Here is a 12,493-nt window from a genome sequence, read left to right as displayed (position 1 = left end):
CGGCCGATGGCGCCGGCGTCTCCTGCAGGAAAGCATGTGCAGTGGTTAGCATGCCTGGCGAACAAAAGCCGCATTGCAAGGCATGGTGCTGGTTGAAGCAACGCTGCAACAAGGACATTTCGCCGTCGATCGCCAGGCCTTCCACCGTGGTCACGCTGCGGCCGTCGAGCTGGACCGCAAACATCAGGCAGGCGCGGGTCGATTCGCCGTCAACCAGCACGGTGCATGCGCCGCACACGCCGTGTCCGCAGGCCAGGTGGGTGCCGGTCAGGTTGAGCTGCTCGCGCAGCAATTCGGCCAGCGTGGTGCGGGCTTCTACCTGCGCGCTGGTGGCGACACCATTCACCGTGACATGGATCGGATAGGTTTGGCTCATTGCGCGGCTCCAACGGGGTTCACTGCATTCACTGCGCGATTGACTGTATCGGCTGCAGTCACTTGCGCCAGTGCCTGCTCCAGCGCCCGGCGCGTCATGACGCCAACCAGGTCACGGCGGTATTCTGCCGATGCATGCAAGTCAGCACGTGCAGTCACGGCCTCGCGCACGGCATCGGCCACTTGCGCCGCCAGTGCGAGCTCAGGCACACGGCCCACCAGCATCGCGCCCGCCGCCTCCATCAGCAAGGGCCGGTCGGCCGCACCGAACACGACTAAGCGCGCGGCGCGGCAAATGCCGGCCTCGTCAAAATCCAGGATGCAGGCTGCGCCGGCCAGCGCAAAGTCGCCATGACGCCGGGCGATTTCGGAAAAGCCCCAGCGCCGCTCGGTTGGCCAGGTCGGGAAACGAATTGCTGTGAGGATCTCGCCCGGCTCCAATGCTGTCTCATAGACGCCGCGCGAAAAATCGGCGGCCGGTATTTCGCGCTCACCCGCCGGTCCGGCGACCAGCATGCTGCAATCGAGCAGCAGGCACAGCGCCGGCCACTCGGCTGCCGGATCGCCATGCGCCAGGCTGCCGCCGATGGTGCCGCGGTTGCGGATCTGCGTGTGCGCCACCCACGGCATGGCAGCATGGACCAGGGGCAGTGCGCGCTGCACCAGTTCGCTCTTTTCAAAGCTGCGGTGACGCGTCATGGCGCCGGCCGTGATCGAGCCGTCCGGATTTTGCACCAGCGCAGCCAGTGCGGGAATCCGGTTCAGGTCGATCAGGTAAGCCGGATTGGCCAGCCGCAGGTTCATTGCCGGCACCAGACTCTGGCCACCCGCCAGCAAGCGGGCGCCGTCGCCATGTTGTTGCAGCATCTGCAGCGCGTCCTGCACGGTCGAGGGCGCGAGGTATTCAAAGCGGGCGGGTGTCACAGACTGGCGGCTCCGGGCAAATGCATCAGGATAGACCTTAGTTGACTTTCACGTTTGCGGCTTTGGCGACCGGACCGTAAGTCGCAATCTCGCGCTTGAAACGGGCCACGGTTTCCTCCGGCGTGCCGCCGCCCGGCTCGATGCCCATCGACGCGAACTTTTCCTTTACCTCGGGAAGTTGCAGCACCTTGGCCACTTCAGCATGCAACCGCTTGATGATGTCGGGGTTGGTGCCGGCAGGCGCTGCCAGCGACGAGAACAGGCTGACATCAAATCCCGGCAGGCCGGACTCGGCAACGGTAGGCACATCCGGCAATACCGGCGAGCGCGTAGCGGTGGTCACGGCCAGCGCCCGTGCGCGGCCCGACTTTGCCAGCGGCACCGAGGGCGCGATATCGGCCACCAGCAAATCGATTTCGCCGCCCATCAGGGCTTGCGCGGCAGGGCCGCTTCCCTTGTACGGAATCATCGTCATTTTCATGCCGGCGCGCTGGCTGAAATATTCGGCCGGCACCTGGAACGATGCGCCGGCAGATCCGTAGTTGATCGCACCCGGCTTTTCCTTGGCCAGCTTGATCAGGTCGGCCAGCGACTTCACCGGCAAGTCCAGCTTGGCGGTCAGCACGATCGGATACGAGCCCAGCACGGTGATCGGTATCAGGCCGTTGACCGGGTCGTAGGGCAGCTTTGCGTATGTGAGCGTGTTGAACACCATCGGTCCGCTGCCGCCGACCAGCAGGGTATAGCCATCCGGCGCGGCGCGGGCCACGTATTCCGCCGCAATGATGCCGCTGGCGCCAGCGCGGTTCTCGACCACCACCGGCTGCCCGATCGATTTGGAGAGATGCAGGCCGACGATGCGCGCGACCACATCCGTGCCGCCGCCAGGCGGGAACGCAACAATGAAGCGAATCGGCTCTTTCGGATATCCCGCACTGCCCTGCGCCATGGCCTGCGCGGCCAGGCTCCCGGCCACGACGAGGAACATGCTGATGCCAGCCCTGATTTTGTTCATGCTGCGTTCTCCCGGATCGAATCGTTAAGTTGGAAAGTCTGGACCTGTTGGAAATGCAAAACCCGGCGTGGCGCTGGCGAGCGACGCAAGCGCTCGGCGCAAAGTCAGATCGGCACCGTCGCTGCGTTGTAGCGAAACAGCCATTCATAACGCTCGCGAATCCGGTCCGGATGCCATTCTTTTTCGGCATAGGCTGCGGCGAGCAGCGGATCGGCCAGCGCATCGTTATGGAAGCGATTCAGGTTGTCGGCCGAGCGGTTGACAATGCGCGTGGTGCGCTCGCGCCGGGCGTCTTCATAGCGGCGCAGCGCCAGCGCCGGGTCGCTTTGATATTGATCCAGCGCGCGCGCCAGCACCAGTGCATCTTCCAGTGCCATGTTGGCGCCCTGCGCCAGGTAAGGCAGCGTGGCATGGCAGGCGTCGCCCAGCAGGGTCACCGGGCCCTCGCCCCACTTGTCCAGTGGCTCGCGCAGGAACAGCGCCCATTTGAAGGGCACTTCAATGTTGCGGATCATTTCCCGGATGTCGTCGCTCCAGCCGGGGAAATCGGCCAGGCATTCTTCCACGGTGCCGACCTCGGTCCAGGATTCGATTTGCCAGTCATCGCGTTCCACATGGCCGACAAAATTCATCAACTCGCCGCGCCGCACCGGATACAGGATGATGTGGCCGTTCGGGCCCACCCAGTTGGCGCCCACCGGCTGCGCCAGCCGTGCCGGCAGGCGATTCATCGGGATCACGCCGCGCCAGGCGAAGCCGCCGGTGAAGGTCGCCTTGTGCGGACCCAGCATTTGCTGGCGCACGCGCGAGTGCAGGCCATCTGCGCCGACCAGCACGTCGCCACTGGCCACGCTGCCGTCCTCCATCACTAGCCGCACGCCGCCGGCATGCTGCTCAAAACCGCTGCAGCGCGCATTCAGGTGGATGGCATCGGGCTTTAGCCGAATGACTTCATCGGCCAGTATCCGGTGCAGGTCGGCGCGGTGCATCATCATGTAAGGGAAGCCATAGCGCTCGCGCGCCTCGGCGCCGAGGTCGAACAGCTTGAAGGTCTGGCCGGTATCCCACAAGCGGATCTCCTTGCCGGCCGGCTCGAAGCCCCACTCCTGCAACGGCTCGTCCAGGCCCAGGTCGTGCATGACACAAGTGCCGTTGGGCGACAGCTGCACGCCGGCGCCGACCTCCTTCAGTTCAGCGGCCTGCTCGTAGACTTCCACATCGAAGCCGCGCTGCAACAGCGCCGCCGCCGCACATAAGCCACCCAATCCCGCACCTGCAATCAATACCTTCGGCTTGCTGCCCATCGAGCGATTTCCCATTTCCCGTTGCATTCATGCGAGGCTGGCCGCGTGGGCCGATGCGGCAATACAGCATCGCAATTGATTGCCGGCGCATTGAAGCGTCGGCCCGCCAAGTTCTATTGGACAGAATATGCTTCTGTAAGACAGAACACGTTCAAAGGAGTCTAAGACCGACCTGCTGGCGCTGTCAATCGGCTGCGGGGTCAATCGCCGAATCGAGCGGCGAACCCTGCTCAGGATCGGCGGCCATCGCGCCCCGGGCAGTCGCCGTCGCCTCGTGCGCGGGCGAACGCTGCGCCAGGCGCACCACCGCGTCCACCGCCAGCACCCCTTGTCCGGCTGCGCGGACCAGCAATGGATTGACTTCGGCTTCGGCCACATCCGGATCGCCGGCCAGCGCCGACAAGGCCACCAGCGCGCACGCCAGCGCATCGAGGTCGCCAGCGGGCTTGCCGCGATAACCGGCAAGTGCGCGCAGCGCCTTGACCTCGGCAATCATTTCATGGGCGATATCGAGCGTGACCGGCGCCAGCCGCACGCTGCGGTCGCGGTAGATTTCGGTCAGCACGCCGCCAGCGGCCAGCATCACGATCGGCCCGACCTGCGGATCCACACGGTAGCCGATCAGCACTTCGCCCAGCCCGCAGGCCATTGGCTGCAACAGGATGCGGCTGGCGTCGGTTCCCGGACGCCGTTGGGCAATATTGGCGGTGATGGTGGCGACGGCTTGCGCCAGGCCGGCCTGGTCGCCAATGTTCAATACGACGCCACCGACATCGGTCTTGTGGGCGACTTCGGCTGACAGCAATTTTGCGACCAGCGGATACGGCAAGCCATGCGCCAGGACCGCGTCTTGCGGCGCTGCCCCAGGATGGATGACGGCACAATCGGCGCGCGGCACGCCGAGCCGGTCGAGTAGCGCATAGGAAGCGAGTTCGTCGAGCATGCCAGCGCTGCTGGCCTGGCCGCCATCGTCCCCGTCCCCTTCCAACTCACCGCCCACTTCGCGCCTGTGCAGCAACAAGGGCAGCTCGGCGGCGTGCGGCAAGGCGCGCGGAAGTCGGCGGGCGAAGGCTGCCGCAATCGCATCGGCGCAGGCCTCGGGCGTACGGAAATTGGGCACGCCGGCCTGGGTCAGCAATTGCAGCGCCTGTTGCGCGGCGGGCACCAGGAAGGTGGCCAGTGGCCGCTTGCCGTCGTCGCTGTCGACAATGGGCCGCACCGCCAATTCCGGCTGGTGGCGCGCCGACGATCCGACCACGGCGACAACCAGGTCGAACTCAGGCGCCGACAGCATGACGTCCAGCGTTGCTTTCATGATGTCATAGCGCGTGCCCGCCAGCGTCAGGTCGACCATGCGGCCCGGCGCGACCGTGACACCGGCATGCGCCAAGCGCGCAAAGGTGGTGGCTGAAGGCGGCTCCAGTGTGACACCGCGCACCCCAAGTTGGTCTACCACCATGGCCGCCCCGCCGCCGGTGGTGGTCACCACGCCGACCCGTCCGGGCCGGCCGGCCTGCGCCCGGGCCGGCATCCGGCGCAGCAGGGGCAAGCCTTCGATCAGCGCTTCGAGCGACTCGACGCGGGCAATGCCGCAGTCTCTCAGGAAAGCGTCGGCCACATCGTCTTCGCCGGCCAACGCGCCGGTATGCGAAATGGCGAGTTCCGCAGCCGCGGCGCTGCGCCCCAGCTTGTAGGCAATCACCGGCCGGCCGGCGGCGGCAGCAGCCAGTGCGAAAGCGCGCAGTGCCGGCGCCTTGCGTATCGTCTCCAGGAACAGCAGGTAGCCGCCGATGCCGGGATCATCCAGCGTCGCCGCGCAGATTTCGCCGATGCACAAGTCAGCTTCGCTGCCGACCGAGACCAGGCCGGCAAAGCCGATGCCGCGCTCCATGCCGCGCGATACCAGCGCACCCAGCATGCTGCCGCTGTGGGAGGCAACGAAGATGTCGCCCACCGGCATGCCGGGTTCGGCAAATGCGGCATTCGCCGACAGGATCAATCTCTCGGCGACGTTGACCAGCCCCAGGCTGCTCGGCCCGAGGATGCGGATACCGGTGCGCGCGCAGATGGCGCGCAACTGATCCTCGCGCGCCCATCCCGCCGGGCCGGCTTCGGAAAACCCGCTGGCCAGGATGGACACTACCGGCACACCGGCAGCGGCGCATTCCTCCACCGCCGCAAGCACGGACTGCGTGGGGGTCAGTATGTAGGCATGGTCCGGCACTTCGGGCAAAGCGGCCAGAGACGGCCAGGCCGGTTCCCCTTGCACCGTCTTGCGCGTTGGATTGACCGGATAGATGCGGCCGGCATAGCCGGCGCGACGCAGGAAAGCCAGCGGCCGGCCGGCGGTTTTTGCCGGGTCGTCGGACGCCCCCACCAGCGCCACGCTGCGCGGCGACAGCAGCGCGATGCGCAAGCCGGACCCGGCGTTGGATGGCTGCCCGGTCTCAGTCATGATGGTGCTGGTCAGGATGGATGGCGGCTTTCATGGCATTCAATCCGATGCAATCAACAGTGGCGATCGCACGACAGGGTGACTTCACCATATCGCGTTCATGATGGTCATTTCGGCTTGGCCTCACGCTGCGAAAATGATCGCCCGAACACGCCCTCGGCAATCCGGTTCTTCAGCATTTCGATCGAACCGCCGGCGATCATCCAGCCGCGCGTGCGCCGCACGCAGTATTCGACCAGCGATTCCCGGCTGTAACCCATCGCGCCCATCACCTGCATTGCATCATTGGCGACTTCCCAGCCAGCCTGGTTGCAGGCCAGTTTCGCCAGCGCGGTGGATTGCGCCGACGGCAAGCCATGCTCGCCTTCCATGGCGGCGCGGTACAGCATCAGTTGCGCGGATTCGAGCTTCAATGCCATCTCGGCAAACTTCCATTGCAGGCCCTGGAACTCGCACAGCGCGCGGCCGAACTGTTTGCGCGTGAGCGCATGTTCGCGCGCCACATTGAAGCAGTAGCGGCCCAGCGCCAGCGAGCGCGAGGAGTTGCCAAGACGCTCGACATTGAAACCGGCAATCTGCTTTTTGAATCCGCCCTGCCCCAGCAACACGTTGGCCGCCGGAATCCGGCATTCGTCAAAGTACAGTTGCGACCATTCCTCGCCGCTCATGAATGCAGACGGCGAACCGATCGAAAACCCGGGCGTGCCGCGTTCAAGCAGTACCGACCCGATGCCGTCGACACCGGGACCGAAGCGCACATAAACCAGGAACAGGTCGGCCGATGGGCTATGGGTGGAAAACACCTTGCTGCCGTTGATGATGAAGTCGTCGCCATCCGCCCTGGCACTGGTCTTGAGTTCGGTCACGGCCGAGCCGGCGTCGGGCTCGCTCATGCCCAGCGCAATCAGGGTCTTGCCGCTTAACAGGCCGGGCAGGAAGCGCTGCTTTTGTTGGTCGCTGGCATATTCGACAAAGGTCCGTATCGGCCCGAAATTGCCGGCCTGGACAATGTCGGCGCTCTTCGGGCAGGCCAGCGCCACTTCCTGTATGGCCAGCACTGCATGCATCAGCGTGCCGCCCTGGCCGCCATGCTCGGGCGCAAAGGCAATGCCGAGCAAGCCCTGTTCGGCCAGCATTGCTGCGACGTCTTGCGGGTAGGCCGGCGAATGCGCGCGCTGCAATGCGCCGGCAGCAAGCTTGTCTTGTGCGAAGCGGCGTACCGAATCGACGAAAGTGCGATGCTCTTCGCAGAGGTCAAAGTCCATGTCAGCCCGTGACGAAAGGGTTGGCGCGATTGGGTCTGGTGGTGATCCAGACGCTCTTGACTTGCAGGTATTCCTTGATCGCTTCCATGCCGCCTTCGCGCCCGATGCCGCTGCGCTTGTAACCGCCAAACGGTGTGGCGAAGCTGGTCGCGCGGTAGTTATTGACCCAGATGGTGCCGGCGCGGATCCGGTCCACGCAAGTGAAGGCGCGATGCAGGTCCTGGGTCCAGACGCCTGCCGCCAGCCCATACTGCACATCGTTGGCGATGCGGATGGCGTCGTCCTCGTCGTCGAACTTCAGCACACACAATACCGGACCGAACACTTCCTGTTGCGCGATGCGCATGTCGTTGGTGACGCCGGTGAAAATGGTCGGCGCAATGAACTGGCCCTGGCCGTAGCCCTCGCCCTGCAGCGCATGGCCGCCGAGCGCGCATACTGCGCCGTCTTCCTTGGCCATGGCGATCATGGCCAGGATTTTTTCCCACTGCGGCCGGGTCGCGATCGGTCCCACTTGCGTGTGCGGCAACGACGGGTCGCCGATGCGGGCCGACTTTGCCAGCGCCACCAGGCGCTCGACGAATTGATCGTGGATAGACGCCTGCAACAGCAAGCGCGATCCGGCCAGGCAGGTTTGGCCGGAGGCCGAGAAAATACCGGCGACCGCGCCCTTCAACGCTTCGTCCATGTTGGCGTCGGCAAACACGATATTGGGCGACTTGCCGCCCAGCTCCAGCGTCACTTTCTTGAAGTCGGCGGCAGCGGCCAGGTTGACGATGCGTCCGCCGGCGTCACCACCGGTAAAGGCAATCTTGGCCGTCAGCGGATGGCGCACCAACGCGTCGCCGACTTCAGCGCCGAATCCGGTGACGACGTTCACCACGCCAGGCGGAAAGCCGGCCTCCTCGCACAGGGCGGCCAATTCAAGCAGCGACGCTGACGTAAATTCCGACGGCTTGATGACGATGGTGTTGCCGGCAGCCAGCGCCGGCGCCATCTTCCAGGCGGTCAGCGCCAGGGGCGAATTCCACGGTGTGATGGCGACCACCACGCCCAGCGGTTCGTACTTGGTGTAATTGAAAACATCCTTGCGCGGCATCGGCACCACGCTGCCGCAGACCTTGTCGGCCAGCCCGGCGTAGTAATAGAACCACTGCGCAATCCCGCGCACTTGCGGCGCGACTTCGGCAATCAACTTGCCGTTGTCGCGCTGCTCGATGGCGCCGAGCCGTTCGGCGTCGCGCTCGATCAATCCGGCCAGCCGCCGCAACAGTGCGCCACGTGCGGTGGCAGTCAGACCGCTCCAGCCGTCGGACAGGAAGGCGCGATGCGCTGCCTGCACGGCGGCATCGGCATCGACCGGTGTCGCGCGCGGTATCTCGGCCCATGCCAGGCCCGAGTAGGGCTCGATGGAATCGAACCAGACGCCGGACGACGGGTCGCACCGTTTACCGTCGATATAAAGCTGATAACGTTGCAAGTGAAACCCTTTTGTCGTTTCGGTTTGTCAGTTCACCATCGGCAGGTTGGCTTTGCGGATGAAATCGCCCCAATACTGCTTTTGCTGCACCAGGAAACTGCGGAACTGCTCCGGCGACGGACTAGCGACCGGCTCCAGGCCCATGTCGCGCAGGCGGGTGCCATAGTCCGGCTGGGCAGCGATTTCAGTGAGCGCGGCATGGATTTTCTGCACCACCGCCTTCGGCGTTTTTGGCGGCGCGGCAATGCCCAGCCAGGCGATCGCATCAAAGCCGGGAAGCGTCTCGCCCATGGTCGGCACGTCAGGCAGCGTGGTGGAACGCTTGGCAGTCGTCACGCTCAACGCGCGCAACTTTCCGCCACGGATCTGGCCCAGCGGCGATGGCAGCGAATCGATGAAGAACTGGATCTGCCCGCCCATCAAATCGGTCAGCGCCTGCGAAGCGCCCTTGTACGGCACATGCAACAGCTTGGTGCCGGTGGAATTGGCAAACAACTCGCTCATCAGGAACGGCGCGCTGCCGATGCCGAACGATCCGTAGGCAATCTTGCCGGGTTCTTTTTTGGCGGCAGCAGCCAGGTCGGCCACCGTGCGATAAGGGCTGTTGGCGGCCACCACCATCGCGTACGGGAAGGTCACCACTTGCGAGATCGGCGTGAAATCATCGATCGGGTCAAACGGGAACGTGCGCGAAAAATTGGGCGACACGGTATGCACCGTGGTCGACATCACCAGCAGCGTGTAGCCATCCGGCGGCGACTGCGACACCATCAGCGAACCGATCTGGCCAGTGGCGCCGGCCTTGTTCTCGACCACCACCGGCACGCCGAGCTTGACGGACAGGCGCTCGGCCAGGCCGCGCGCGACGATATCGACCGTGCCGGCCGTGGTCCAGGGCACGATCAGCTTGATCGGCTTGCTCGGATAGTTTTCCTGCGCGACGGCGACTGGTGCGGCAAAGCCCAGCATGCCGGCCAGCGCGAGCAGAACAGCCAGTTTTTTACGGACATTCATCAGTCTCTCCAAAAGTATCGTGATGCAGCGGGATGTGGCGGAATGCGGCGGTTTGAAATCGATGGAACGATGCAGCATGGTATGCCCTGAAACTTGATGCAATCGAGCGCAATGCGGAAAACCCTGCCAGCCCGGCCAGCGGGCTTGCAGGTCGGGCAAGCGCGTCGTCAGGCGTCGGAATACCCATAATACTTGCGCGCATGCTCCGGCGAAATCAATTCATTCTGCAAATCCTTTTTCACCATCGCAGGATCGCGTTCACGTGCATCGCCATAACCGCCGCCGCCAGGGATATGGCTGACGATACGGTCGCCGGCACGCACGATCACATGGCGGCCGGCATCGTCGCTGGTACCGCGAATGCTTAAGAATCCGTTGGGTGAATCGCCACCGCCCAGCACGCCGGAAGGCGGATAAATGAAGCGACCGCCACGGAAACTGGCCAGCACTTCGCCCACCGGACCGAGGTCCCCCTCCAGCATGCGCAACACATATTTCTGGCCAAAGCCGCCGCGGAAGCGGCCCGGTCCGGCCGAGTCTTGCCACAGCGAGCGCTCTTCCACGATCATCGGCACTTCGCTCTCGATCACTTCAGCAGGCGTATTGCCGACGTTGTAGGGAAAGGCCAGGCAGGAGACGCCGTCCTGCGCCGCCCGCGCGCCGAGCCCGCCGCTGGACACATTGAATGGCGCAAAGTCAGCGCCATCGCGGCGCTTGCCGAACATGTACTGGCCCCACATCGGCGTGGCGCCAGCGCCGGCACAGATGCGGTCCGGCGCCGCTGGTGCAATCGCCTGGTACACCAGGTCCGGCAGGAAGTTGCCGATCGCGGTGCGACCGAATACCGGCGCCGGGAAGGTGCAGTTGAGCACGCTGCCTTCTTCGGCCACCACGCGAATCGGGCGCAAGGTGCCTTCATTGACTGCCACCGGCAAGTTCAACAGGCAAATCACGCCGAACACGGTATAGGCCGCGGTATAAGTCAGCGTGCAATTGATGGCCGGCTTGACTTGGGCGGAACTGCCGCTGAAATCGACCACGATGTCTTCGTCATTGATCGTGACGGCGGTGCGGATGACCAGGGTTTCGCCACCGACGATGTCGATCTTGGCTTCATGCGTATAGGTGCCGTTGGGCAGCTTGCGGATCTCGGCACGGGTGACCTCTTCGCTGCGGCGAACGATCTCGTCGGCCAGTCCCTGCACGTCCTGCCATTCCATTTCGAAGCAAATTTCGCGCATGCGCTCGGCGCCGACGTGGCAGGCGGCAACCTGGGCGCCGATATCGCCGACCACCGTCTGGTGCGAGCGCACGTTGCTTTCGATGAAGGCCAGCACGTCGCAGTTGATTTCGCCCTTGCGGTAATACTTCAGCATCGGGATGCGCAGGCCCTCTTCGTAATTGTCGCGACTCTCCGTGGTCGCACGGCGTCCGCCGATATCGACATGATGGCAGCAGGTCATCACGTAGCCGATGCGCCGGCCGTGATGAAAGATCGGCAGCATGATGCTGACGTCATTGTGGTGGCCGCTGCCGGCCCACGGGTCGTTGCCGATCAGGATGTCGCCTTCTTCCAGCGTCGCCGGCGGATGCGCGTCCAGCATGTTGCGCAGCATGGCGCCGAGCGGGCCGCACAGGCCGGGCGTGCTGTCGGGCGTCTGCGCCAGTAAGCGGGCATCGGCGTCGAACACGGCGCAGCCGTAGTCGCCGATATCGCGCACCACGGTCGAGAACGAAGTCCGGCGCAAGGTCGAGCCGAGTTCACCGACGACGGAAACCAGCCGCCGCCACAGCATTTCCAGCGTGATCGGGTCAATCGCGTTTGAATTGGATGCATTCATGATCATTTCCCTGCCTGTTGGACATGTTCCGGTGTACGCGCCAGCTTGACGATCAGGCTGCCGTGCTCATCGATAAACAGTGTGGCGCCGCTGGGCACCACCGTGGTCGACTCGTCTTCTTCGATGATCGCCGGCCCTGGCAACACCATGCCCACCGCGATGCGGTCGCGCCGGTGGACCGAAAACGGCATCCAGGTGCGCAGGCGCGGACAGTAAGCCTGGCGGGTGCCGGTCTTGCCGTCGGTGCTGGCAGTGGAGCGCACGCCGTCCATCAGCGCCACTTTGCGCTGGGCGCTGGCCGACAGCCGGAATGTCATCAACTCCAGCGCCAGGTCGGGATAGATGCGGCCATACAGTTTCAGGTAGGCGCGCTCGAAACCGCTGCGGATCGCCGCCAGCGTCTCTTCATGCGTGCTGCCGGGAGCAAACACCACATTGACGTCGTAGCCCTGCCCCAGGTAGCGCATGTCGACGCTGTACTCGTACCTGACTGCAGCGGTATTGACGGTCTTGGGCAGGCGGGTTTCACATTCGGCAGCCATCTCGCGATGCAGCGCGTCCAGCTCCTGCGCGGTCACCCGGCCAAACAGCACGCGGTGCGAGCGCACTGCGTCATAAGCCACGGGGGCGACGATCATGCCGAATGCTGCAGCCACGCCGGCACGCGGTGGAATCAGCACGGTGTCGATGCCAAGGCGGGCCGCCAGGTCGCAGGAATGGACCGGCCCGGCGCCGCCAAAACCGACCAGCGCGCACGACTTCGGATTCTCGCCCTTCTCGCTGACATAAGCCTTGGCCGCCGACGCCATGTTTTCGTTGA

At 64.5% G+C, this 12,493-nt stretch carries 10 protein-coding genes; all 10 read right to left on the bottom strand.

Features of this window, described 5'->3' with window-relative positions:
* Window positions 1-376 (bottom strand): (2Fe-2S)-binding protein (locus Q7T64_RS10780; RefSeq protein WP_304795362.1); only part of this gene is annotated, 376 nt, incomplete at its 3' end.
* Window positions 373-1,299 (bottom strand): xanthine dehydrogenase family protein subunit M, encoded by a 927-nt coding sequence (locus tag Q7T64_RS10775; RefSeq protein ID WP_304795360.1) that lies wholly within the window; start codon window positions 1,297-1,299, stop codon window positions 373-375. The genes Q7T64_RS10775 and Q7T64_RS10780, both read right to left, overlap by 4 nt.
* 37 nt (window positions 1,300-1,336) lie before the next feature.
* Window positions 1,337-2,314, bottom strand: coding sequence for a tripartite tricarboxylate transporter substrate binding protein (locus tag Q7T64_RS10770; RefSeq protein WP_304795358.1), 978 nt, complete (start codon window positions 2,312-2,314; stop codon window positions 1,337-1,339).
* A gap of 104 nt (window positions 2,315-2,418) precedes the next feature.
* Window positions 2,419-3,633, bottom strand: a complete 1,215-nt coding sequence (locus Q7T64_RS10765) for an FAD-dependent monooxygenase (RefSeq protein WP_304795356.1) — start codon at window positions 3,631-3,633, stop codon at window positions 2,419-2,421.
* 169 nt (window positions 3,634-3,802) lie between these two features.
* Window positions 3,803-6,073, bottom strand: coding sequence for an acetate--CoA ligase family protein (locus Q7T64_RS10760; RefSeq protein ID WP_304795354.1), 2,271 nt, complete (start codon window positions 6,071-6,073; stop codon window positions 3,803-3,805).
* 107 nt (window positions 6,074-6,180) lie between these two features.
* Window positions 6,181-7,338, bottom strand: a complete 1,158-nt coding sequence (locus Q7T64_RS10755) for an acyl-CoA dehydrogenase family protein (RefSeq protein WP_304795352.1) — start codon at window positions 7,336-7,338, stop codon at window positions 6,181-6,183.
* A 1-nt stretch (window position 7,339) separates the two neighbouring features.
* A complete protein-coding gene (locus Q7T64_RS10750; protein ID WP_304795350.1) occupies window positions 7,340-8,818 on the bottom strand; it encodes an aldehyde dehydrogenase in 1,479 nt (492 codons plus the stop codon).
* 27 nt (window positions 8,819-8,845) lie between these two features.
* Entirely contained in the window at window positions 8,846-9,832 is a 987-nt protein-coding gene (locus tag Q7T64_RS10745) for a tripartite tricarboxylate transporter substrate binding protein (RefSeq protein ID WP_304795348.1), read from the bottom strand.
* A 167-nt stretch (window positions 9,833-9,999) separates the two neighbouring features.
* Window positions 10,000-11,673, bottom strand: coding sequence for a hydantoinase B/oxoprolinase family protein (locus tag Q7T64_RS10740; protein WP_304795346.1), 1,674 nt, complete (start codon window positions 11,671-11,673; stop codon window positions 10,000-10,002).
* Between the two features lie 2 nt (window positions 11,674-11,675).
* Window positions 11,676-12,493, bottom strand: an 818-nt coding sequence (locus tag Q7T64_RS10735; RefSeq protein WP_304795343.1) for a hydantoinase/oxoprolinase family protein, incomplete at its 5' end; no start/stop codon positions are given.

This window comes from Lacisediminimonas sp., from assembly GCF_030645335.1.
Taxonomy (GTDB): Bacteria; Pseudomonadota; Gammaproteobacteria; order Burkholderiales; family Burkholderiaceae_D; genus Lacisediminimonas.
The sequence above is the reverse complement of the archived record's forward strand: the minus strand, read 5'-3'. Positions and strand labels throughout refer to the sequence as shown.

What these genes read in the sequence shown, in the direction of transcription:
- Q7T64_RS10740 (WP_304795346.1), bottom strand. Translation starts at nt 11,673, where the DNA reads ATGAATGCATCCAATTCAAACGCGATTGACCCGATCACGCTGGAAATG.
- Q7T64_RS10770 (WP_304795358.1), bottom strand. Translation starts at nt 2,314, where the DNA reads ATGAACAAAATCAGGGCTGGCATCAGCATGTTCCTCGTCGTGGCCGGG.
- Q7T64_RS10745 (WP_304795348.1), bottom strand. Translation starts at nt 9,832, where the DNA reads ATGAATGTCCGTAAAAAACTGGCTGTTCTGCTCGCGCTGGCCGGCATG.
- Q7T64_RS10760 (WP_304795354.1), bottom strand. Translation starts at nt 6,073, where the DNA reads ATGACTGAGACCGGGCAGCCATCCAACGCCGGGTCCGGCTTGCGCATC.
- Q7T64_RS10765 (WP_304795356.1), bottom strand. Translation starts at nt 3,633, where the DNA reads ATGGGAAATCGCTCGATGGGCAGCAAGCCGAAGGTATTGATTGCAGGT.
- Q7T64_RS10755 (WP_304795352.1), bottom strand. Translation starts at nt 7,338, where the DNA reads ATGGACTTTGACCTCTGCGAAGAGCATCGCACTTTCGTCGATTCGGTA.